At 68.3% G+C, this 24,026-nt stretch carries 17 protein-coding genes; 11 read left to right on the top strand and 6 right to left on the bottom strand.

Features of this window, described 5'->3' with window-relative positions:
* The first annotated feature begins 174 nt into the window (after nt 1-174).
* Entirely contained in the window at nt 175-1,824 is a 1,650-nt protein-coding gene (locus DPV79_RS08385) for an IclR family transcriptional regulator (protein ID WP_113045167.1), read from the top strand.
* 830 nt (nt 1,825-2,654) lie between these two features.
* On the opposite strand, the gene DPV79_RS08395 is transcribed toward DPV79_RS08385, so the two are convergent.
* Nucleotides 2,655-3,137 carry an Lrp/AsnC family transcriptional regulator gene (locus tag DPV79_RS08395; RefSeq protein WP_021159229.1) on the bottom strand — a complete coding sequence of 161 codons (483 nt, stop codon included), beginning with the start codon at nt 3,135-3,137 and terminating at the stop codon, nt 2,655-2,657.
* Nucleotides 3,138-3,421: 284 nt separating this feature from the next.
* Between DPV79_RS08395 and DPV79_RS08400 the strand changes: the two genes are divergently transcribed.
* From DPV79_RS08400 to DPV79_RS08415, 4 genes are all read left to right on the top strand, one after another.
* Nucleotides 3,422-4,066 carry a LysE family translocator gene (locus DPV79_RS08400; RefSeq protein ID WP_113045168.1) on the top strand — a complete coding sequence of 215 codons (645 nt, stop codon included), beginning with the start codon at nt 3,422-3,424 and terminating at the stop codon, nt 4,064-4,066.
* 120 nt (nt 4,067-4,186) lie between these two features.
* Entirely contained in the window at nt 4,187-5,362 is a 1,176-nt protein-coding gene (gene kch, locus DPV79_RS08405; protein ID WP_113045263.1) for a voltage-gated potassium channel protein, read from the top strand.
* A 125-nt stretch (nt 5,363-5,487) separates the two neighbouring features.
* Nucleotides 5,488-5,919 carry a YqaA family protein gene (locus DPV79_RS08410; protein ID WP_060055839.1) on the top strand — a complete coding sequence of 144 codons (432 nt, stop codon included), beginning with the start codon at nt 5,488-5,490 and terminating at the stop codon, nt 5,917-5,919.
* Between the two features lie 139 nt (nt 5,920-6,058).
* A complete protein-coding gene (locus tag DPV79_RS08415; RefSeq protein ID WP_113045169.1) occupies nt 6,059-8,050 on the top strand; it encodes a methyl-accepting chemotaxis protein in 1,992 nt (663 codons plus the stop codon).
* A 50-nt stretch (nt 8,051-8,100) separates the two neighbouring features.
* On the opposite strand, the gene DPV79_RS08420 is transcribed toward DPV79_RS08415, so the two are convergent.
* Nucleotides 8,101-9,753: an acyl-CoA synthetase gene (locus DPV79_RS08420; RefSeq protein WP_113045170.1), complete on the bottom strand. Its 1,653-nt coding sequence runs from the start codon at nt 9,751-9,753 to the stop codon at nt 8,101-8,103.
* A gap of 168 nt (nt 9,754-9,921) precedes the next feature.
* Between DPV79_RS08420 and DPV79_RS08425 the strand changes: the two genes are divergently transcribed.
* The 6 genes from DPV79_RS08425 to DPV79_RS08450 all read left to right on the top strand — a co-directional run bounded on the left by DPV79_RS08425 (nt 9,922) and on the right by DPV79_RS08450 (nt 19,066).
* Nucleotides 9,922-10,677: a Crp/Fnr family transcriptional regulator gene (locus DPV79_RS08425; protein ID WP_021159235.1), complete on the top strand. Its 756-nt coding sequence runs from the start codon at nt 9,922-9,924 to the stop codon at nt 10,675-10,677.
* Between the two features lie 239 nt (nt 10,678-10,916).
* Nucleotides 10,917-14,084, top strand: a complete 3,168-nt coding sequence (locus tag DPV79_RS08430; RefSeq protein WP_113045171.1) for an efflux RND transporter permease subunit — start codon at nt 10,917-10,919, stop codon at nt 14,082-14,084.
* Nucleotides 14,085-14,123: 39 nt separating this feature from the next.
* Nucleotides 14,124-15,353 (top strand): efflux RND transporter periplasmic adaptor subunit, encoded by a 1,230-nt coding sequence (locus DPV79_RS08435; RefSeq protein WP_113045172.1) that lies wholly within the window; start codon nt 14,124-14,126, stop codon nt 15,351-15,353.
* Nucleotides 15,354-15,358: 5 nt separating this feature from the next.
* Nucleotides 15,359-16,870 carry an efflux transporter outer membrane subunit gene (locus tag DPV79_RS08440; RefSeq protein ID WP_113045265.1) on the top strand — a complete coding sequence of 504 codons (1,512 nt, stop codon included), beginning with the start codon at nt 15,359-15,361 and terminating at the stop codon, nt 16,868-16,870.
* Between the two features lie 28 nt (nt 16,871-16,898).
* Nucleotides 16,899-17,594 carry a heavy metal response regulator transcription factor gene (locus tag DPV79_RS08445; protein ID WP_021159240.1) on the top strand — a complete coding sequence of 232 codons (696 nt, stop codon included), beginning with the start codon at nt 16,899-16,901 and terminating at the stop codon, nt 17,592-17,594.
* A complete protein-coding gene (locus DPV79_RS08450) occupies nt 17,591-19,066 on the top strand; it encodes a heavy metal sensor histidine kinase (RefSeq protein WP_113045173.1) in 1,476 nt (491 codons plus the stop codon). Before DPV79_RS08445 ends, DPV79_RS08450 begins: the two co-directional genes overlap by 4 nt.
* 73 nt (nt 19,067-19,139) lie before the next feature.
* On the opposite strand, the gene DPV79_RS08455 is transcribed toward DPV79_RS08450, so the two are convergent.
* The 4 genes from DPV79_RS08455 to DPV79_RS08470 form a co-directional block, all read right to left on the bottom strand.
* Nucleotides 19,140-20,180: an AraC-like ligand-binding domain-containing protein gene (locus DPV79_RS08455; RefSeq protein ID WP_059683833.1), complete on the bottom strand. Its 1,041-nt coding sequence runs from the start codon at nt 20,178-20,180 to the stop codon at nt 19,140-19,142.
* A gap of 144 nt (nt 20,181-20,324) precedes the next feature.
* Nucleotides 20,325-21,851, bottom strand: a complete 1,527-nt coding sequence (locus DPV79_RS08460) for an amidase (RefSeq protein ID WP_113045174.1) — start codon at nt 21,849-21,851, stop codon at nt 20,325-20,327.
* Nucleotides 21,852-21,906: 55 nt separating this feature from the next.
* Nucleotides 21,907-22,965, bottom strand: a complete 1,059-nt coding sequence (oxdA, locus tag DPV79_RS08465) for an aliphatic aldoxime dehydratase (protein WP_059484990.1) — start codon at nt 22,963-22,965, stop codon at nt 21,907-21,909.
* A 92-nt stretch (nt 22,966-23,057) separates the two neighbouring features.
* Nucleotides 23,058-23,954 carry a transporter gene (locus DPV79_RS08470; protein WP_059683398.1) on the bottom strand — a complete coding sequence of 299 codons (897 nt, stop codon included), beginning with the start codon at nt 23,952-23,954 and terminating at the stop codon, nt 23,058-23,060.
* Nucleotides 23,955-24,026 lie beyond the last annotated feature (72 nt).

Raw genomic sequence — 24,026 nt, forward strand, 5'->3', positions numbered from 1 at the left:
GCGTTCCGTGGCTGCGAGCCATGTGTTGAGGGGAGTGAGCGGATCATCTTCTTGCGCCGAATATTTGTCAATGACAAAGTCGCTTGCTATTGTCTAATACGGGTAAACCTGCGGGCTGGCGCGATAAATGGCGTCGGATACCATGCGGGGTTTCGTCAACGGAAGAATCATCGCGTGCAGAACCACGAAGTCAGCGCAGACGATGCGCCGCCCAAGGCGCAGCGCGGGATCCAGAGTGTCGAGGTCGGCGGCCGGCTGCTCGACGCGCTCGCGCGCCGGCGCAAGCCGCTCGGGCTGTCCGAGCTGGCCGCGGCGGCCGACCTGTCGACCGCGCAGGCGCACACCTATCTCGTCAGCCTGACGCGGCTCGCGCTCGTGAAGCGCGACGCGCTCACCGGCAACTACGAGCCGGGCCCGTTGTCGCTGCGGCTCGGGCTGATGTCGATCGAGCGCCAGCCGGCCTACCGCGCGACGCTGCCGCACGCGGCACGGCTCGCGGAAGCGGTCGGCCTGAGCGTCGCGCTGTCGGTGCCGGGCGCGCTCGGGCCGACGATCGTGCGCATCGAGCACGGCGGTTATCCGCTGCACGTGAACCTGCATGTCGGTTCGGTGATGTCGCTCGACACGACGGCCACCGGCCGCGTGTTCCGCGCGTTCGGCGACCCCGCGCAACTCCGCGCGATGGCCGCCAGCCAGGCCGGCGCGGCCGACACGCTTGCAGGCGGCGAGCAGCCCGTGCCGGACACCGGCGTGCCGCAGGCCGAACTCGACGCGATCCGCGCACGCGGGATCGAGCGCGGCGTCGACCTGCCGAGCCCCGGCGTCAGCGCGATGTGCGTGCCGGTGTTCGACGCGGCGGGCGCGCTGCAGCTCGCGTTGACGGTGATCGGTTCGACGGGCTCGATCGACGTCGCGTGGGACGGCCCGATCGCGGCGGCACTGCGCGACGCGGCACGGCAGGCGAGCGCATCGCTCGGCGCGGCGCACGATGCCCCGCCGCCCGCACCCGGCGCAGCCCCGGCCGCTCCGCGCGTGCCGCCCGCGCTGGCCGACGATGCGAAGGCGCAGCGCGGGATCAACGCGCTCGACAGCACCGGCGAGCTGCTGCTCGCGCTGGTATCGGCGGGCCGCGCGCTGCCGCTGCGCGATCTCACGGCGGCGGCCGGCATGCCGGCCGCGAAGGCTTTTCCGCATCTCGTCAGCCTGCAGAAGATCGGCCTGCTGAGCCGCGATGACGCCGGCTGCTTCGGCGGCGGCCCGCTCGGGCAGGCGCTCGGCCTGATCGCGATGCAGCGCGTGTCGCCGACGCGCGACGCGGAAGCCGAGATCGTCGCGCTGGCCGGCGCGACCGACATGAGCGTGGCGGCCGCGACGCTCGGGCCGCTCGGCCCGACGGTGATCCGCCTCGAGGAATCGGCGCGGCCGCAGCACGTGAGCCTCCAGGTCGGCACCGTGATGTCGCTCGTCAATACGGCGATCGGCCGGATTTTCGCGGCCGGCATGTCCGACGACGTGCTGGCCGACCTGCTCGCCGACGAGCCCGTGCGCCTCGCGGGCCGCATCGCCCCGCCGGCCGACGACGCATTCCGGGCGCGGCTCGCGACGATCCGCGCAGACGCGCTCGATTTCGCGTTCGACGCGCCGGTGCCGGGCATCGGGACGGTCGCCGCGCCCGTGTTCGATCACACCGGCAGCATCCGGCTCGTGATCGCGATCATCGGCTCGTCGCGCGGCTTCCCGCGCGGGCCGGACAGCGATCTCGCGCAGGCGTTGCTCGCCGCGACGCGGCGGCTGTCGTGGCGGTTCGGGTGGATCGGCCGGTAAGCCGACGCCCGCTTCCGCCATCCTCCGCAGCGCCCGAATCCCCCTCTCTTGTTTCAGCCGTGCCGGCACGGCCTCGTCGCGCGCCAGCACGGCAGCGCCATGGCGCCCGATATTCATGTTGCGAAGCAGCAACACAAATTGTCAGTAATTCTCATATAACGAAATCGCATTTCACAAAGCGGAGACGTTTCGCTATGATTAGGGTTATCCCTAACTCGCCACCTATATGGGGCTTCGTCATGCAAACGTCTAATGTCTCCGACCGTTCCACCGAATCCGCTGGCTGGCTCGCACGTATGGGCGAGCTGATTGCAGAAGCTTGGGCACTCCACCTCGAGACCTGCGAAGTCATCGCTGAAGCACACGCACGCCTGCCGCACTGAGCGGTACGAGCGGCCAACAGCCGGCCGCACGATACCGCCCTGATCCGCTTGCCCGGATGCGCGCCGCAAGGCCGCGGCACCCGGCAACGCCCGGCGCGGCAAACAACGTGGAAACCGGCAAGCGTTGCCCCGGCTGAATGCGCTCCCGGTGTCGGGAGCGTGTCGAGGCCGCTTTAACGCCGATGCCGGCGCCAATCCGCATCGACGCGGTATCGAATCGGCTTCGGCGCGGTTTTGTGTGACGGTTGCCCGGGCGGGCAGCCGTTATCCAGCCAGCACGTGGGAAGGCTGAACCATCGCGGACGGAAGATTCATCCGCGTTGCCGGCGGCGGTACCGAACCGCGCCGCACGGCTTCTCCCCCGCGCGATCGCCGGCTTTCTGCGCGCATACGCGCAGCCACCAGCGCCGTCGTTTCAACGACGGCCGCCTCTCACCTCTGCCTTCCTCACACCTGAATCGACGGCACGTCCTTCATGCAGCGCAGCGCAAACATCGAGCGGCTGTGACGGATGCTCGAAATCTTGTACAGCTTTTCGCGCAGGAAGCGCTCGTAGCCGGCCGTGCCGTCCACCGCGACCTTGATCCAGTAGTCGTACTCGCCCGACACCAGATACGCCTCGAGCACCTCGGGCAGCGCGGCGAGCTCCTCGCCGAAGCGGGCGAGCGCGTCGTCCTCGTGGCGATCGAGCGTGACTTCGAGGATCACGATGTCCGCATAGCCCAGCTTCCGCTGGTTGACGAGCGCGACATAACCGTCGATGTAGCCGTCCACCTCGAGTTGCCGTGTGCGGTTCCAGCACGCGGTGGTCGACATGCCGATCTGTTCGGCCAGTTCGGCGTTCGACAGGCGCGCGTTTTTCTGCAGTGCACCCAGGATCTTGCGGTCCTGGCTGTCGAGCGTTTTCGGCGAGCGTTCACGTGTGGCCATGGCAGGAAGAATCTTCTACTGAAAAGCGCGATTCTATCTGAACGACATTCCGGATTTGTGTCGGTTTGTGTGGAAATGCGGAAGCCTTTTAATCCGGCCCCTTGATATATTTTCCCCATGCCTGTTGTCCGGCACGCTCCCCACGACAACCCCTTCGCAGCGGGACGCACGGCCGCAATCACGAGTTGCGGTGCCGGCCAGCAGGCATGCGATTCCCCGCCGCCCGCGCGCCTATCCGGCCGCGCGGCTTCGGCGCCCGTGTTCCTGTTCCTGCCCTACCCGTCATGTCGTTCAGGCTTTACCTCTCGTTTCTCGCTGCTTCCGCCGTTCTCGTCTACGCTCCCGGCCCCGTCAACCTCCTCACCATGAACCAAGCGCTGCGCGCCGGCTGGCGCCGCGCGCTGCCGTGCGTCTGGGGCGGCACGCTCGCCGTGCTGCTGCAACTCGCGCTGACCGCGCTGTGCCTGAATTCGCTCGTGCATCTCGACGAGCGCGCGTTGACCGTGCTGCGCTGGGCCGGCGCGGCCTACCTCGTCTGGCTCGGCTGCAAGCAATGGCTCAGCCGCGCGCCGGCCGGCGGGCCCGCTACGGCCGGGCCTGCCGGGGCTGCAACGCCGGAGACCGACTCGCACCGCGCGCTGTTCTGGCGCGGCCTCGCGACCTCGGGGCTGAATCCGAAAACGCTGCTGTTCTTCCCGTCGTTCTTCCCGCAGTTCATCGTCCCTGACGCCGACTGGAGCCTGAACCAGCAGTTCCTGCTGCTCTCGGCGACCTTCGCGGCGCTGTTCGCGGGCGGCGTCGCGTCGATGGCGCTGTTCTCGCACCGGCTGAGCCGCGCACTGCAGCGGCCCGCGCGGATGCGCGCGATGAACCGCGTCACGGGCGGGCTGCTCGTCGGGATGGGCGCGATCATGGCCGGCTGGAACTGAACGGCGGCCGCTACGCGCGTCGTCGCAACCGCCGACGGCCCCGCGAAAAAGCAGCCGATCGCGGAATGCTTTAGGGTAGCGCCTGGTTCGTTGGACATGCCCGGCCTGCCGGGCGACGGAATGAAGCACGTCACTACCCGCCTGCGGCGCCTGTTCGCGCCGATCGGCCTGCATTGGTATCTCGCCCTTCTCCTCGCGCTCGATGCACTGATGGTGCTGCGCCCGGTCGTCGACAACGCGAAGCTCGGCCGCCACGGTGCGTGGCTTGCCGATGCGTTGAACCTCGTCGACAACGCGGGGCTCGTCGTGCTGCCGCAGGTCGTGATCGCGGCCGGCCTCGCGACCATGGCCATCGGCATCTTGCTGCGCGCGCGCGTCGCATGGGTACTGTCGATCCTGCTGCTGGTCGCGGCTGCCGCGCTCAGCGCGCTCGGCGGCTATCCGAGCCACGGCGTGTTCGCCTACACGGCCGTGCTGGTCGTCACGCTGCTTTATTACTGGCGGCATTTCGACCGCGCGAGCATCGCCGCCAGCAGCCTGTTCGCGTTGCTGAGCATCGTGTCGCTGCTGATCTACGCCACCTTCGGCGTGCTGTATCTCGGCGACGAATTCACGCCGCCCGTCCACGACCTCGCCACCGCCGTCTATTTCTCGATCGTGTCGATGTCGACGGTCGGCTACGGCGACATCGTTCCGCACGCGCCGACCGCGCGGCTGTTCACCGCGTCGGTGATCGTGCTCGGCATCACGGTGTTCGCGACGTCGATCAGCGCGGTCGTCGGCCCCGTGATCGGCGGCAATCTGAAACGGATCGTCAAGGGAGGCATTTCGAACGTGATCCGCAAGCATCATTTCCTGATCGTCGGCGCAACGCCCGTCGCGCATGCGGTACACGACGGGCTGCGCAAGCGCGGCTACGCGGTGACCGTCGTCGTGCCGGCCGGCGTCGAGCACAACTACGCGGCGGCGACCGACCTGATCGTCGGCGACGCGACCGACCATGCGGTGCTCGAAAGCGCCGGCGCAGCGACCGCGCGCGCGGTGCTCGCGCTGCGCTCCGACGACGCCGAGAACGCGTTCATCATCCTCGCGATCCGCGAGATCTCGCCGTCGGTGCGCACCGTCGCGCTCGTGAACCAGCAGCGCAACCTCGAACGGCTGCGTCTGTTGAAGCCCGACATGGTGTTTTCGCCGCAGCAGCTCGCGGGCGAACTGCTCGCGAGCACGCTCAACGACGAACCGGTCGACAAGTCGATGATCTCGCACCTGCTGTTCGGCACGGCCGATGCCGCATGATCTGTCGAGCCCGTGATCTCGTGACTGCGTGACCGCATGTCCGCATGTCCGCATGTCCTCGTGACCGCGTGACCTCGTGACCGTATGACCGGCGGCGGCCGGCATGCGCCCGGTACAATCGCGCGATGTCCGAATTGCTCACTTACGGCGGCCTGTTCGCCGTGTCGATGGTCGCCGCGACCCTGTTCCCGCTCCAGTCCGAAGCCGTGCTCGCCGGCCTGCTGCTTGCCGGGCGCGAACCCGTATGGGCGCTGGTGCTCGTCGCGAGCATCGGCAACGTCGCCGGCTCCGCGATCAACTGGGCGCTCGGGCGCGGCATCGAGCACTTCCGCGAGCGCCGCTGGTTTCCCGTCAAGCCCGCCGCGCTCGCACGCGCCGAGCGCTGGTATGCGCGCTACGGCCGCTGGTCGCTGCTGCTCAGCTGGGCGCCCGTAATCGGCGATCCGCTGACGATGATCGCCGGCGTGCTGCGCGAGCCGTTGCCGAGCTTTCTCGCGATCGTGACGATCGCGAAGGTCGGCCGTTACCTGGCCGTCGCGTGGCTCGTCGCGCACTGACACCCGCGTTCCCGCCGCACCTGTCGGCGTCGCCATCGACGACGCGCCGCTAAAGAATTCGCCGCTGCTGCCGTATTAAACGGTCGATCAGCGGTGACGCGTGCGTTCCGCCCCTCTCCCTCCCCACTCAGGAAGTTTCATGAGATTGACCCAATTGGGCCGGGTGAGCGTCGGCGCGCGTCTTGCCGCGCTGGCGTGCGCGCTCGTCGCCCTGCTGTTTACCGTGTTCGCATGGACGCTCGCCCATTTCGCCGGCCGGCAACTCGCCGAAGAGGCACACCTGCGGATCGCCGACAACGAGCAGTCGATCCGCGCGATGGTCGACCTGTTCGACAAGGCGCTGACCGCCGAAGCCGATCGCTCGATGTCGCTGTTCGCGAGCTTCCTGCCGGCCGAGTTCTCGCTCGACCCGGCGCGCACCGTCGACATCGGCGGCGTCGCCGCGCCGACGCTCGTCGCGGGCGGCCAGCCGCTCGACCTCGACTATTCGATTCCCGACCAGTTCCTGAGGAAAAGCGGCGCGATCGCGACGGTCTTCGCGCGCGACGGCGACGATTTCGTGCGCATCACGACGTCGCTGAAGAAGCAGGACGGCGCGCGCGCCGTCGGCACGAAGCTCGACCGTGCGGGCCCCGCGTACGCGCCGCTCGTCGCCGGACGCGTGTACACGGGCCTCGCGAAGCTGTTCGGGCGGCCGTACATCACGCAATACAAGCCGGTGACCGACGCGACCGGCCGCGTGATCGGCGCGCTGTTCGTCGGCCTGGACATCGGCGCCGAGCTCAAGCTCGTCGAAGACGGCATCCGCTCGCTGAAGATCGGCAGCAACGGCTACTACTTCGTGCTCGACGCATCGCAGGGCCCGTCGCGCGGCACCTTCGTCGTGCATCCCGATGCGGCCGGCGCGCCCGCCGACGACACGCGCGCGCCCTACGCGCAGATGCTCGCGGCCGGCACGGGACGGCTTGCCTACACGTCGACCGACCCGGCCGCGCACGACAGCGGGCCCACCGCGAAATTCGTATCGTTCACGACGATTCCGCAGTGGCAATGGCTCGTCGGCGGCATCGCGCTCGACGACGAACTGCTCGCCGGCATGCGCGCCACCCGCAACCGCTTCCTGATGATCGGCGCGTTGCTCGTCGCCGCGTTCGCGACGCTGTTCGTCATCGTGGTCCGCCGTGTCGTGAGCCGGCCGCTCGATGCGGCGGCACGCGCCTCCGAGCGTTATGCGGCGGGCGATCTCAGCGTGCGCATCCGCGATGACGCAGCCATGCGCGGCAACGCGGGCCACGCCGGCAACGACGAGATCGGCCGGCTCGTGCAGGCCGTCGACGGGATCGGCGACGGCCTCGCCCGGATCGTCGAGCAGGTGCGCAACAGCTCGGCCGACATCGCGCGCGGCACGGTCGACATCGCGGCCGGCAGCGGTGACATGGCCGCGCGGATCGCGACGCAGGCGAGCAGCGTCGAACAGACCGCGGCCAGCATGGAGCAGATCACCGCCGCCGTGCAGCAGAGCGCCGAGCACGCGGCGCAGGCCAACGCGCTGGTCGCCCACGCGTCGGCCGCCGCGACGAACGGCGACGCCGCGGTGCAGCGCGTGGTCGCGACGATGGACGACATCGGCCGCGCAACACGCCGGATCGCCGAGATCACGGGCACGATCGAGGGCATCGCGTTCCAGACCAACATCCTGGCGCTGAACGCGGCCGTCGAGGCCGCGCGCGCGGGCGAACACGGCAAGGGCTTCGCGGTGGTCGCGGCCGAGGTGCGCACGCTCGCGCAGCGCAGCGCGGCTGCCGTGAAGGAGATCGACGCGCTGAGCGCCGAATCGTCGACGACCGTCGAACAGGGTTACCGGATCGCGGACGCCGCGCGCGGCACCATGCGCGACATCGTCGCGCGCGTCGACCAGGTCAGCACGCTGATCGGCGAGATCAGCGCCGCGTCGCGCGAACAATCGACCGGCATCGAACAGGTGAACCTGGCCGTCACGCAGATCGGCGACGCGACCCAGCGGAATGCCTCGCTGATCTCGGACGCCGAACGCGCGGCCGTCGCGCTGCGCGACCAGGCCGCGCAGCTGGCGGACGCGGTCAGCGTGTTCCGCCTCGAGCGGGACGCGTGACCGGAGCGGACGATGGACGACGGACGATCGGCCAGGGCCGGGCAACCCGCCTACTTCTTGTCGCCCGCCAGGTCGATCGCCTTGTCCGAGCCGACCGCGTTGCGCAGCTGGAATTTCTGGATCTTGCCGGTGGACGTCTTCGGCAGCTCGCCGAACCGCACGACCTTCGGCACCTTGAAGCCCGCGAGCAACTGCCGGCAATGCGCGACGATCTCCTCTTCGGTCGCGCTCGCGCCTTCGCGCAGCTCGACGAACGCGCACGGCACCTCGCCCCATTTCGGGTCGGGCATCGCGACGACGGCGGCGACCGCGACGGCCGGATGCCGGTACAGCGCATCCTCGACCTCGATGCTCGAGATGTTCTCGCCGCCCGAGATGATGATGTCCTTCTTGCGATCCTTGATCCGGATATAGCCGTCCGGCGTCAGCACCGCGAGATCGCCGGTATGGAACCAGCCGCCGTGGAACGCGTCGTCGGTCGCCTTCGGGTTTTTCAGGTAGCCCTTCATGCAGATGTTGCCGCGGAACATGATCTCGCCGAGCGTCTCGCCGTCGGCCGGCACCGGCGCCATCGTGTCGGGATCGAGCACCGTCGCGCCCGCTTCCAGGTGGTAGCGCACGCCCTGGCGCGCATTGAGCCGCGCACGCTCCTCATCGGGCAGTTCCTCCCAATGCGCCTGCTTCGCGCACACGGTCGCCGGGCCATAGACCTCGGTCAGCCCGTACACGTGCAGCAGGTCGAAGCCGATCTCCTTCATCTTCGCGATCACGGCCGGCGCGGGCGCCGCGCCCGCCACCATCGCGTGCACCGTGTGGTCGATGCCTGCGCGGAATTCGGCCGGCGCGTTCGCGATCGCGCTCTGCACGATCGGCGCACCGCAGTAGTGTGTGATGCGTTCGCGGCGAATCAGGTCGAACACCGTCTTCGCATCGAACTTGCGCAGGCAGACGTTCACGCCCGCGCGTGCCGCGACGGCCCACGGGAAGCACCAGCCGTTGCAGTGGAACATCGGCAGCGTCCACAGGTAGACGGCGTGCTTCGGCATGTCCCATTCGAGGATGTTGCTGATCGCCGCGAGATACGCGCCGCGATGGTGGTAGACGACGCCCTTCGGATCGCCGGTCGTGCCGGACGTGTAGTTCAGCGCAATCGCGTCCCATTCGTCGGCGGGCGGGGTCCACGCGTAGCCGGCGTCGCCGCTTGCAACGAGCGCCTCGTAGTCGGTCGCGCCCGCGAAGCGGGCGGGGTCCGCCGGCATCGCTTCGGCCACGCTGACGATCTTCAGGCCCGGCACCTCGAGCGCCGCGCGATGCGCGAATTCCGCATATTCCGTGTCGACGATCAGCACCTTCGCCTCGCCATGGCGCAGCATGAACAGCACCGACGACACGTCGAGCCGCGTGTTGATCGTGTTCAGCACGGCGCCGGCCATCGGCACGCCGAAGTGCGCCTCGACCATCGCCGGGATGTTCGGCAGCATCGCCGCGACCGTGTCGCCGCGGCCGACGCCGAGCCGCGCGAGCGCGCTCGCCAGCTGCTTCGCGCGCGTGTAGGTCTCGCCCCAGGTGCGCCGCACGTCGCCGTGCACGATCGCGAGGCGCTCGCCGTAGACTTCGGCCGTCCTGACCAGGAAGTCGATCGGGGTGAGCGGCACGTAATTGGCGTCGCGGCGGCCGAGTCCGGCCTCGAACATCTGCGTCATGATCCTGTCTCCCGTGTCCTGTCGACCGGGGTGGATCCACCCCGGATCGTTTTGATGTGGTTCAATTGCCGACAGCCTAACGGGCGCTATTGTGAGCCGTCTGTCATCGAAACGACAGAGTGCCTTTCCCGCGCTGCGCGTTATCCCTATCCTCGCAAACCCGCACCCATGCACGACCCTCTCGCCGCACCGCCCGACGCGCCCGTCCACCCGGCCGACGCCCTTTCCGCACCGGGCCCGCTGCCGGCGCTGTCCACGCTGTTCGGCCAGTGCGCGTGGTTCCGCACGCTCGCGCCCGAACACCAGGCGCTCGTGCTCGCGCAATCGCGCGTCGAGCAGTGCGAGGCCGGCGACGTGATCGCCCATCGGCTCGCGCCGTCCGAATACTGGATCGGCGTGCACCGCGGGCTGCTGAAGCTCGCGATCTTCAATGCGTCCGGGCGCGGCTGCACGTTCTCTGGCGTACCGTCGGGCGGCTGGTTCGGCGAAGGCAGCGTGATCAAGCGCGAGCTGCGCAAGTACGAGGTCGTCGCGATCCAGCGCTCGACCGTGCTGTTCGTGCCGGTCGACACGTTCCACGCGCTGCTCGACACGAGCCTGCCGTTTACGCGCTTCGTGATTCACCAGCTGAACAACCGGATGGGCGAATTCATCGCGTCGATCCAGAACAGCCGGCTGCTGGACGTCGACGCACGCGTCGCGCAGTCGCTCGCGCAGCTGTTCAATCCCGACCTGTACCCGGACACCGGCCCGTCGCTGTCGATCTCGCAGGAGGAACTGGGGATGCTCGTCGGCGTGTCGCGGCAGCGGATCAACCAGGCGCTACAGCAGCTCGAGAAACTCGGCGTGCTGCGGCTCGCCTACAACCAGATCGACGTCGTCGACCTCGGTGCGCTCGCGCGTGTCGGGATGGAGCAGATCTGAACACGGGCCCATGAGCGGAACCGCCGCAGGCGCAGCCGGCCCGTCCGGTATCGCGACCGTTTTCCGACCGTTTTGCGGCCGGCGCGCCGCGCGGCGTTTCCTCTGCCGAATCGGCACCGGGCCGCCCCGCCGCAACCTGACAATTCCGCCAGTTTCGCGACAGTAACCCGTTCCACGCCGACGCCTATCATTCGAGTTCCCTTTACCGACGCCTGATCACCGCCTGTCCCGCTGCCTCCATGTGGATCGTCAATCTTGCGCTCAGGCGCCCCTACACGTTCATCGTCATGGCCATCATGATCGTGCTGGCCACCCCGCTTGCGCTGATGCGCACGCCGGTCGACGTGCTGCCCGCGATCAACATCCCCGTGATCAGCGTCATCTGGAATTACAGCGGCTTCTCCGCGACGGAGATGACGAACCGCATCACGTCCGTGCATGAGCGCATCCTGACGACGACCGTCAACAACATCCAGCACGTCGAATCGACGTCGCTGCCCGGCATCGCGGTCGTGAAGGTGTTCCTGCAGCCGGGCGCGAACGTGCAGACGGCGATCGCGCAGACGGTCTCGTCCGCGCAGGCGATCGTGCGGCAGATGCCGCAGGGCGCGACGCCGCCGCTCGTGATCACCTATTCGGCCTCGAGCATCCCGGTGATCCAGCTCGGGCTGTCGAGCAAGACGCTCAGTGAACAGTCGCTCGCCGACATCGCGCTCAACTTCCTGCGCCCGCAGCTGATCACGGTGCCGGGCGTGCAGATCCCGTTCCCGTACGGCGGCCGCACGCGCGTGGTCGCGATCGACCTCGATCCGCAGGCGCTGCTCGCGAAGGGGCTCACGCCCGCCGACATCGTCAACGCGGTCAACGCGCAGAACCTCGTGCTGCCGACCGGCACCGCGAAGATGGGCCAGACCGAATACCGGATCGACACCAACGCGTCGGCCGATACGGTCGCCGACATCAGCAACCTGCCGGTCCAGACCGTCAACGGCGCGACGACCTATCTGCGCGAGGTCGCATCGGTACGCGACGGTTTCGCGCCGCAGACCAACGTCGTGCGCCAGAACGGCCAGCGCGGCGTGCTCATCTCGATCCTGAAAAGCGGCGACGCGTCGACGCTCAAGGTCGTGTCGGACCTGAAGGCGCTGCTGCCGAAGGTGATCCCGACGCTGCCCGAAGGGCTCACGATCACGCCGCTGTTCGACCAGTCGGTGTTCGTCGACGCGGCCGTCCAGGGCGTGATCCACGAAGCGCTGATCGCCGCCGTGCTGACCGCGATGATGATCCTGCTGTTCCTCGGCAACTGGCGCAGCACGCTGATCATCGCGATCTCGATTCCGCTGTCGATCTTCACGTCGCTGATCGCGCTGTCCGCGCTCGGCGAGACCATCAACATCATGACGCTCGGCGGGCTCGCGCTCGCGGTCGGCATTCTCGTCGACGATGCGACCGTCACGATCGAGAACATCGAGCGGCACCTGCATCTCGGCACCAACCTGCACGACGCGATCCTCGAAGGCGCGGGCGAGATCGCGGTGCCCGCGTTCGTGTCGACGCTGTGCATCTGCATCGTGTTCGTGCCCATGTTCTTCCTCACGGGCGTCGCGCGTTTCCTGTTCGTGCCGCTCGCGGAAGCCGTCGTGTTCGCGATGCTCGCGTCGTACGTGCTGTCGCGCACGCTCGTGCCGACGCTCGCGATGCTGCTGTTCCGCCCGCAGCAGGCGAGCACCGGCCCGGATCGTTCGACGTCGCGCTTCGCACGCCTCCATCACGCGTTCAACGAAGCGTTCGAGCGGCTGCGCGCGTGGTACATCGTGCTGCTCAGCATCCTGCTGGTGCGCCGCCGCTTCTACGCGACGTGCTTCCTCGGCTTCTGCGTGCTGTCGACCGGCCTCGTGTTCGTGCTCGGCCGCGACTTCTTCCCGAACGCCGATTCGGGCAACATCCGCCTGCACATGCGCGCGCCGACCGGCTACCGGATCGAGGAAACCGCGCGCCTCGCCGACCAGGTCGAGCGCGTGATCCGCGCAACCGTGCCGCCCGACGAACTCGGCGCGATCGTCGACAACCTCGGCCTGCCGGTGAGCGGCATCAACCTGTCGTACAGCAACGCCGGCACGATCGGCACGCTCGACGGCGAGCTGCTGATCGCGCTGAAACCGGGCCACCGCGCGACCCAGCATTACGTGCAGGCACTGCGCACGGTGCTGCCCGAGCGCTTCCCGGGCGTCGAGTTCTTCTTCCAGCCGTCGGACATCATCACGCAGATCCTCAACTTCGGCCAACCGGCCGCGATCGACCTGCAGGTGCTCGGCAACGATCTCGCGAGTAACATGACTATCGCGAGCAGCCTGATGAAAAAGTTCAGGCAAATCCCCGGCGCCGTCGACGTGCACGTGCTGCAACGCAACGACGAGCCGACCCTGCTGGCCGACATGGACCGTACGCGCATGCAGCAGCTCAATCTCTCCGCGCAGAACGTCGCGCAGAACATGCTGATCTCCCTGTCCGGCAGCTCGCAGACGACGCCGTCGTTCTGGATCAACCCGCGCACCGGCGTCCAGTACCCGCTGCAGATCCAGACCCCGCAATACAGCATCTCGTCGGTCGACGACCTGCTCGGCACGCCGATCTCGGCGAGCGGCCGCACCGGCATGCCGCTGCAACTGCTCGGCAACCTCGTGCAGGTGCGCAGCACCGCGAACCCGGCCGTGATCACGCACTACAACATCCGCCCGGCGATCGACGTGTACGTGAGCGTCGAGGGCCGCGACCTCGGCGCGGTCGCGGGCGAGATCGACCGCATCGTGTCGGACGCGCGCGCGACGCTGCCGCGCGGCACCGAGCTGACGATGCGCGGCCAGATCGAGACGATGCGCACGTCGTACCTCGGCCTCGGCGCGGGCGTCGCGATGGCGATCGTGCTCGTCTACCTGCTGATCGTCGTCAATTTCCAGTCGTGGCTCGACCCGCTGATCATCATCAGCGCGATGCCGGCCGCGCTCGCCGGCATCGTGTGGATGCTGTTCATCACCGGCACGCACCTGAGTGTGCCCGCGCTGACGGGCGCGATCATGACGGTGGGCGTCGCGACCGCGAACAGCATCCTGGTCGTGTCGTTCGCGCGCCAGCGTCTCGAAGCCGGCGCGCCGCCGCTCACGGCCGCGCTGGAGGCCGGCGCGACACGGATCCGGCCGGTGCTGATGACGGCGCTCGCGATGATCATCGGGATGGTGCCGATGGCGCTCGGTCTCGGCGAAGGCGCCGAGCAGAACGCGCCGCTGGGCCGCGCGGTGATCGGCGGGCTGCTGTTCGCGACCGTTTCGACGCTGCTGTTCGTGCCGCTCGTGTTCGGCGGCGTGCATGCGCGGCTGGCCCGCCGGCGCGCGCGCCACGCCGGACACTGACTTTCTTTCGCCCACTACCCGGTTGAATTGGTTGAATTCATGGAAGAGAAACATCACAGCGCCGTCGGCATCCAGGTGGACGAACACGGCATGCACCTGCCGACACGCACGTCGGTGTCGCGACGCGGACGCATCGTCCTGATCGTGATCGGCGTGCTGCTGGCCGCCGGCGCCGCGCGCACGATCGTCGTCAACGTGCTGAACCGCAACCGGCTCGACACGGTCGCCGAGCAGAACACGCGCCAGTACGTGACCGTCGCGCATCCGGTCGATGCGGCCACCGGCGGCAAGCTGTCGCTGCCCGGCACGCTGCGCGGCTTCGTCGAGGCGCCGATCTACGCACGCGCGAGCGGCTACGTGCTGCGCTGGCAGGCAGACATCGGCGCGCACGTGAAGCAGGGCCAGCTGCTCGCCGAACTCGACACGCCCGAGCTGAACCAGGAACTCGCGCAGGCCACCGCGCAGCGCCAGCAGGCACAAGCCGCGCTCGCGCTCGCGAAGACGTCGTTCGACCGCGCGCAGCAGTTGCGCCAGCGCGATGCCGTCTCGCAGCAGGAACTCGACGACCGGCAAGGCGCGTTCAACCAGGGCACCGCAAACCTCGCCGCGGCCGACGCGAACATGCACCGCCTCACCGAACTGAAAGGCTTCCAGCGGATCGTCGCGCCGATCGACGGGATCGTCACGCAGCGCAATGTCGACGTCGGCGATCTCGTCAGCTCCGGCAACGCGGGGCGTTCGCTGTTCACGGTCGTGCAGGCCGACCGGCTGCGCCTCTACGTGCAGGTGCCGCAGGCATACGCGCAGCAGGTGAAGGTCGGCCAGCGCGTGAGCGTCGCGCAGGCCGAGCTGCCGGGCCGGACGTTCGACGGGACGATCACGCGCACCTCCGAGGCGATCGACGTCGCGACGCGCTCGCTGCAGATCGAGATCACGCTGCCGAACCCGGACGGACGGCTGCTGCCCGGCGCCTACGTGCAGGCCACGTTGCCGATGACGCCGGTCGGCCGCCTGCAGGTGCCGGCCAATACGTTGCTGTTCCGCGCCGAAGGCCCGACGGTCGCGACGGTCGATGCGAACGGCCAGGTGCGCCTGAAACAGGTGACGGTCGTGCGCACGATCGGGCAGACGCTCGAGGTCGACGGCCCGCTCACGCCGAACGACCGTCTCGTCACGAACCCGAGCGACGCGCTCGCCAACGGCGATCAGGTGATCGTCTCGGCGCCGGCCGCGAAGCCGGCATCGAGCGCCGCGGAGGCGAAGTCGTGATCGCGATGCGCATCCGCCGGCGGCCCACCGCCGTCTCCGCCACCGCCGTTGCGCTCGCCGCCGCCCTCGCCGGCTGCACGGTCGGCCCCGACTACCAGCGGCCCGACGTCGCCACGCCGGCCGCGTGGCGGCTCGATCCGGCCGATGGGTACTGGCACCCGGCCGCGCCGGCCCGCGCGCCGCTCGACCCGGCATGGTGGACCGCGTTCGGCGATCCGCAGCTCGACGCGCTGGAAGCCGAAGCGCTGCGCAACAACCAGAACCTGAAGGCCGTCGCCGCGCGCTACGACCAGGCGAAGGCGACGCTCGCGTCGGTCGCCTCGGCGCAGTATCCGGCCGTCGGCCTGAACGCGAGCGGCCAGCGCTTCAAGATCTCGGCCGACCGGCCGCAGACCAACTACGCGACGCAGAGCATGTCGACCGTGCAGAACGACGTCCAGGTCGGCGCGAGCGTCAGCTACGAGCTCGACCTGTTCGGCCGCGTGCGGCGCAGCGTCGAATCGGCGCAGGCCACCACCGAACAGGCGCGCGACGATTTCGCGAACGCGCGCCTGGTACTGACCGCCGATCTCGCGTCGAGCTATTTCGCGCTGCGCGAATTCGACACCGAGATCGACGTCGTCAAGCGCTCGATCGACCTGCAGCAGAAGGCGCTCGACTACGTGAGCGCGCGGCACGACCTCGGCGCGGTGTCGGGCCTCGACCTGCTGCAGCAGCGCGCGCAGCTCGACGCGACGCGCACCCAGGCGCAGCTGCTGCTCCAGCAGCGCGTGCAGGTCGAAACCGCGATCGCGACGCTGGTCGGCACGCCGGCCCCCACTTTCTCGATCACGCCGCGCGTCGTGCCGATCAACGCGCCCGCGCTGCCGACCGGCCTGCCGAGCGACGTGCTGCAGCGGCGCCCCGACGTCGCGTCGGCCGAGCGCGCGATGGCCGCCGCGAACGCGCAGATCGGCGTCGCGCGCGCCGCGTATTTCCCGCGCATCATGCTGTCGCCCGACATCGGCTGGGACGCGACGCGCTTCGCCGGCCTGTTCACCGTGCCGGCGTTGCTGTGGTCGGTCGGCGGGTCGCTCAGCCAGCCGCTGTTCGAAGGCGGCAAGCTGAAGGCCGGCGTCGATTTCGCGCAGGCCGGTTATGTCGCCGCGCAGGCCAATTACCGGCAGACCGTGCTCACCGCGTTCCAGGAGGTGCAGAATGCGGTCACCGGATTGTCGGTGCTCGCCGAGGCCGCGCAGCAGGCCTCCTCGGCCGTCGACGACGCGCGCAAGCTCGTGTCGCTCGCGCAGGATCGTTACGCGGGCGGCCTGACGCCGTTCATCGACGTGCTGACGGCCGAGCAGCAGTTGCTGACGAGCGAGCGGCAGGCCGTGCAGATCCAGGGCCAGCGCGCGGCGCTCGTCGTGTTTCTCGCGAAGGCGCTCGGCGGCGGCTGGGACGGCCAGGCGGCAAGCGGCCCGGCGCCGGCCGAGGTCGCCGCAGCCCCGGCACCGGCGCCAGCGCCCCCGGGCCCTTAACCGGATTACGCGGACAACGGATTCGAACATGAAAGTCCTGATCGTCGAAGACGAACCGAAAGTCGTCGAATACCTGAAGAGCGGCCTGACCGAGGAAGGCTGGGTCGTCGATACCGCGCTCGACGGCGAGGACGGCGCGTGGAAAGCCGTCGAATTCGACTACGACGTGGTCGTGCTCGACGTGATGCTGCCGAAGCTCGACGGCTTCGGCGTGCTGCGTGCGTTGCGCGCGCAGAAGCAGACGCCCGTCATCATGCTGACCGCGCGCGACCGCGTCGACGACCGCGTGCGGGGCTTGCGCGGCGGCGCCGACGACTACCTGACCAAGCCGTTCTCGTTCCTCGAGCTGATCGAGCGGCTGCGCGCGCTGACGCGCCGCGCGCGCGTGCAGGAATCGACGCTGATCTCGATCGGCGACCTGCGGGTCGACCTGATCGGCCGCCGCGCGACCCGCGACGGCACGCGGCTCGACCTGACCGCGCAGGAATTCCAGCTGCTCGGCGTGCTCGCGCGGCGCAGCGGCGAGGTACTGTCGAAGACGACCATCGCCGAACTCGTGTGGGACGTGAACTTCGACAGCAACGCGAACGTCGTCGAGACGGCGATCAAGCGGCTGCGCGCGAAACTCGACGGCCCGTTCGCGGACAAGCTGCTGCATACGATCCGCGGGATGGGCTACGTGCTCGAGGCGCGCGAGGACGGCGATACCGAGAGGCCGGCATGAAACGCTCGATCGTCCTGCGGCTGTCGGCGATGTTCGGCATCGTGTCGCTGCTCGTGTTCACGCTGGTGGGCTGCGGGCTGTTCGTGATGATGGAGCGCCAGCTGTTCGCCGAGCTGCGCGCGACGCTCGATACGCGCACCAAGGTCGCCGAGATGATCGTGTCGCACGCGCTCACGTCCGAACGCGGGCGCCTCATGCAGGAAAAGCTCGCCGATCTCGAACCGCCCGACGGCTCGACGCGCTACCAGGTCGACAGCACGAATCCGGATTTCCGGTTCGGCAAGCCCGTCGACGGCGTGCCCGTCGGCGCGCCGTTCGGCGCATTCCAGCGCTACGCGCTGAACGACAGCAGCTACGACGTGATGACGAAGACCGTCACGGTGGCCGGCAACGGCGAGCGGCCGACACTGAGGCTGATCGTCGCCAGCTCGTGCGAGCGCACGCAGCGGATGCTGCGCCGCTTCGGCTGGACGCTCGCCGGGCTGATCACGATCGCGACGATCATCACGCTGCTGCTGAGCCGCGCGGTGGCCCGCTTCGGGCTCGCGCCGCTCGACCGGCTGTCGCAGGATGCATCGGCCATCAGCCTCGCGAACCGCCGCCAGCGGCTGCACACCGACGCGCTGCCGGCCGAGCTGCGCGACCTCGCCACGTCGTTCAACGGCGCGCTCGATCGCATCCAGCAGACCTACGCGCGGCTCGAGGCGTTCAACGCGGACGTCGCGCACGAACTGCGCACGCCGATCAGCATCCTGATCGGCCAGACCCAGGTCGCGCTGACCAGCCGCGACCGCACCGTCGAGCGGATGCGGCAGACGCTGCAGTCGAACCTCGAGGAATTCGAGCGGCTGCGCGTGATCATCAACGACATGCTGTTCCTGTCGCGCAGCGACCGCGGCGAACGGGCGACCGACCTGAAGGACGTGTCGCTCGCCGACGAGGTGCGGCGCATGCTCGACTTCCTCGAAATCCCGCTCGACGAGGCGCAGTTGCACGCCGAACTGCACGGCGATGCGCGCGCCGCCGTCGATCCGTCGCTGTTCCGCCGCGCGATGACGAACCTGCTGATCAACGCGATCCAGCATTCCGCGCCCGGCGCGACGTTGCACGTGACGATCACGCGCCGCGACACGCTCGTCGAGATGGCCGTGTCGAACCCCGGCGAGCCGATCGATCCGGTGCAGCGCTCGCACGTGTTCGAACGCTTCTACCGGCTCGAGGAAGCCCGCGCGAACAGCAAGGAGAACCACGGGCTCGGGCTGTCGATCGTCAAGGCCGTCGCCGAGATGCACGGCGGCAGCGTATTCGTCGCGTGTTCGGGCGGCGTCAACACGTTCGGCTTCTCGGTATCGACGGAACCCTGCGCGGGCGGACCGCTGCGCGCGGGAGATGCAACCGATGCAACCGACGCAACCGGCGTGGTCGACTCCACCGGTTCGCGGCCGTCGCACGCGCCGCGGGCGCTGCACTGACGGCGGCTGCGCCTGTCGACGTCCGGCCGCCTCCGATCGGCGCTTGCCGGCCACGAACGCGGCGCGGGACGCATTACGCGCGCGGCTTGCCGCCCTGCTCGCGCCACGCCCGCGGCGACATCGCAAACCGCTCGCGAAACACGCGACTGAAATGCGACATGTCGTTGAATCCCCAGCGCAATGCGACGTCGGACACGCGCAGCGACGCGCATTGCGGATTCGCGAGATCCTGCGCGCACCGTTCGAGCCGCAGGTTCCACACGTGACGCATCAGCGACGTCTCCTCGGCCTCGAAGAGCTTGTTGATGTACCGCGACGAAATCCCGATCGAGCGCTCGATCATCATCGGGTTCAGCTCCGGATCATGCAGGTGCTCGAGCACATGCCGCTTCACACGCGTCAGTGTCAACGCCTTCATCCTCGATTGCGCGAGGTCGTTGCGTTGCATGCCCCCAAGCGTCATCGCGATCAGCGTGATCGCGGTATCCGACAACTGCCGCATCTCGTCCTCGGTCACACTGCGGATCTGCGACGACATCTGCTCGAGAAACGCACGCATGACGCTGCCGACGCCGTCTCCGGTTTGCGTCGGGCACGCCGTGCGGTGCTCCATCCCGACGACGAGCTGGTTCAGCGTCGCGCGGGGAATGCTGACGACGATCTCGCGCCACGACTGGCCGAACTGCAGGTGATGAGGCCGGGTCGCGTCGTAGATCGCGAAATCCCCGGGATGCAGCGTGACGATCTTGCCGTCCTGTTCGACCGACTGGCTGCCCTCGAGCATCAAGACCCCGAAATACTTGTCTTCGTACTCGCTGCGCGCCTGGCGATAACGCCGGATCACGGCCTGCTCGCTCGCGTGGATTTCCGAGATTCGCATCTTTTCGCACTTGCGCTGCCGCACTCGGCCGAAGAAATCGGCTTTCTGCACGGCCGCGATCTGCACGTCCGCGAACAGGCGCAGAATCGTCTCGCGCCAGAATTCGATACGCTGGCTGACCGAGCCGTCGATCGGCACCTCGATGGCCGCGTTCGTCCGTTCGTCCAGCGGGCTGCCGGACGCCGGACCGGGCGCGTCGCCGCTTGCGGCGCGCGGGAGAGGACGCATCGTCATGGTCGTGCCCCACATGGATTAGCAAACACGCAGCCGACAGCGTGCCCGTTCAAAAGCGCATTGTCCAATCGCTGACCGCGTACGCCGCATGGCCGGTCGAACCGGCACGCGGCGCAGCGGCGGCATGCTACCGCTCCGGACATGTCATGCGCACGTCGTCCGACGCCAGTCGGACGAATGTTCATACGCATACGCAACGCGGTAGAGCGTCGCCTCGTCGAAACGGCGCCCGACCAGTTGCAGCCCGATCGGCAGATCGTCGGCTACCCCGCACGGCAGCGACATTGCCGGATGCCCGGACACGTCGAACGGCGCGGTATTCGCGAGCATCTCGAACGCCCGCGTCAGCGACTCGGACATCGCGCAACCGGGCTCCGGCAGCTTCGACGCGCGCATCGGTACGGTCGGCATCACCAGTACGTCATACGATTGCAGCGCCGCGTCGTAAGCCGATCGCAAGCGCCGTGCGAGGTTCTGGCACTTCGCGTAGTAACGCCCGCGATACCGGCTCGTGAAGTATTCGCCCAGCAGCATCGTCACCTTCACGGTATCCGGCAACTCGTCGGCGCGCTCGCGCCAGCCCGCGTGATGATCGATCATGCCGGTCACGTACAGGCCGCCCCAGTTGAAACCGTGGCTGTTGCCCTTCATCATCTGCTGCGTCGCGCCCTCGGCCGCAATCGGCAGCCAGATCGCGGTGCCGGCCGCATGCAGCGGCACCGACACTTCTTCGACGCGCGCGCCCAGCTTGCGCAACCGCTGCGTGGCGGCCAGCACGGCCTCGTCGACCACTTTCTCCGAATTGGCAAGCCCGAACGCCTCGCGCAGGATGCCGATCCGCAATCCCGCGATGCCGTCGCGGATCGCGCCGAGATAGTCGGCGCGCGGCGGCAACGTCCGTTGGCGCGGATCGAGCCCGTCGTCGCCCGCGATCACGTCGAGCAGCAGCGCGTTGTCGAGCACGTTGCCCGTCATCGGCCCCAGGTGATCGACGGTTGCCTCGATCGGCATCGCGCCGGTGTACGGCACGAGCCCGTGCGTCGGCTTCATCCCGTAGATGCCGCAATAGGCGGACGGGATCCGCACCGAGCCGCCCTGGTCGCCGCCGAGCGCCATGTCGACCTCGCCGCTCGCGACCAGCGCGCCGCTGCCCGACGACGAGCCGCCGGACGAGTGCCCTGCCTTGCGCGGATTGTGCACCGGCCCCGACGCGCTCGTGTGCGAGCCGCCGGAAAAGCAGTAGTACTCGCAGGTCGACTTGCCGGCGATCGTGCCGCCGGCGTCGAGCACCCGCGTGACGACGGTCGCATCGACGTCGGGCACGTAGCCCTCGAACGTGGTCGAGCCATTGCGCATCGGTACGCCGGCGACGCAGATGTTGTCTTTCACGACCACCGTCCTGCCGCGCAGCTTGCCGTCGGCGGCGCCGTGGATCGTGCTCTTGCGCGCCCACGCGCCGTAGCGGTTCTCGTCGCCTTCCGGGCGGTAGCCGGGCGTGCGCGGATACGCGACGACGGGCAAATAGTCGGGCAGCGCGTCGATCGCATCGTAGGCGTCGAAGTTCGCCTGCAGGGCATCGTCGTATTCGGCGAGTTGCCGGGAATCGAGATGAAAGCCGAAGCCGGCTGCCATATCGGACAGTTGTTCGCGGGTCGGGCGTTTGATGGCCATCGACGTTCTCCAGTTCGGTAAGCGGCACCGCCGGCCCCGGCGGTGCCGGCGGGATTCAGCGGGCGATGGCGACGGCGTCGCGCATCATCCCGGTGCGCGGATGGCAGTTCACGTATTCGTAGACCTGATGCTTCGCGTCGAAGACGGAAACCTCGTGATACAGCCGCAGTTTCGACAGCCCGGTAACGACGCGGAAGAACGTGACGAAGATCCGCAGGTGCGTCGGATGGGATTCGGCCCATCGTTCGAGGCGGTCGAGCGAGCGCCAGTGGCCGATGTTGTAGCTCTCGTCGAGCACGTTGCCGTCGAGATCGATCGAGCGCACGTAGCGGTTGCTGTAGCAGCCGACGTCCGTGCCGTTGTCGCGCAGGAAGTCCATTCCGCTGCGCAGCGTCGGCTCGATCTCCTCGAGATACAGTCGGCGCTCGTCGTGCTCGGCCGCGCGCCAGTCCTGGCCGGAGCGAATCAGCGCGATGTTGTCGTGCGCCAGCACGACCACGCGGCCGCCGCGGGCCGGATCGCCCTCGACGATGCGCAACTCGCCGTCCGCGCGCATCCAGTCCGTCTGCGAGATCGGGAACCGGTCGCGCATCGATCCCCAGTAGCCGTGCTCCTCGATCTCGCCGCTGACGCCGTCCATGATCGCGCCGACACCGGGGAAATCGTTCGTGAATGCGTAGAGCGTCTCGAACTGCTCGGCGCGCGGCGCGACGATTTCCCGGAAGTAGCCGATGCCGTCCGCGAGGCGTGCGTCGGAGGTCCACCATTCGACGAGGGCTGGCGACGCAATCCAGCGCGCATACGCGGCCGGATCGCGCCAGTAGCCGACGGCGATCAGGTTCTCGTAACCCTGGTCGTCGGTGTGTTGCGTCAGATCGAAGTTGTTCGGGCCGTCCTGCACACCGAAATCGGCGACGATCCCGCGCAACGCGGCCAGTGCCGCCGCGCGCTTGTCGGCGCCGCTGTATTGCACGCCGAAATAGCCCATCACGACCTGGCTCAGGTCTTCGGCGGCCCGGGCGACGTACATCGGGAACGGCGGCTGGTAGTCATCGGCGACGCGGCGCGACAGCGTCCGCGGGCAGACCAGGTGTTTGTCGATGGCGGATTCCATGCATGACCTCTCTGGAAAGGGAATCGGGTGTCGAGGTATCGACGTGGGGAAGGAGCGACATGCACCGGCCTTGTCCCGGCGCAGGCGGGTGGTCAGAAGATGTGCGCGTAACGCAGGCCGGCGAGCACACTGTTCTTCGGACCGTTGCGCACGCTGAGGTCGGTGCCGAGCTGGATTTGCACCTGGTCGGCCTTCGTCACGAACTTCGCCGCGGTGATCCGCAGGCGCGTCGTGCGCAGCGCGTCGTTGTTGTCCGCGCCGTCCACGCTCGTTTCACCGCCCCAGAGCTGCGTGATGCCGATCCCGAGCGACGTGCCCGGATCGGGCATGTAACGCACCATCGCCTGTGCGCTGTAGCTCATCCGCTGATGCAGCGTCGCACCGTTCGCGCCATACGACGTGTTGTTGCCGTACCAGATCGCGTCGCCGACGAGATCGAGTGCCCACTGCGGCGAAAAGTGCTTGACGTAGGCCGCCTGGAAATCGAGCGACCAGCGGTTGGCGCCGAGATTGAGACCGCGGTTCTGGTCGTAGCTCCCGGTCGGCGCGTAGACGTAGACCGTCGCGGCAACGACGTCCTTCGCTTCGTTCAGGCGGAATTTCAACGGTGCGGTCAGGATCACGTCGCCGACACCGTTCGTACTGCCAAGCGCGCCGGCGTTGCCGAAGCTGCTGATATGACCGAACGGCAGCAACACCTGCGGATCGATCGTGAGCCTGTCGGTGAGCTGGAACACATGCAGCAGGCGGGCGATGCCGACATTCGACTGCAGGTCGAAATCCGACGTCCGGTGGCCGTTCGCGTAGTAGGCGTTCGTCGCGGAATAGTTGTAGTACAGCACGCCGATCGTCGCGCCGGCCGGATACTGCTCATAGTCGCCGGGATCGACCTCGACCGCGCCCGCGTAATGCGATGCGACGGCGATCAGCGACAAGCCGATCCAGCGCGCGATTCGCTTCAGTTTCATTCTGTTGACGTTGTCCATCATGCTCCTCACCTGGTTGCGCAGACACCGCCACGCTCGACGCACGACGAACGGGAACCGTCGCCGGAGGGTGGA

Source organism: Burkholderia reimsis, assembly GCF_003294055.1.
GTDB classification, from domain to species: domain Bacteria; phylum Pseudomonadota; class Gammaproteobacteria; order Burkholderiales; family Burkholderiaceae; genus Burkholderia; species Burkholderia cepacia.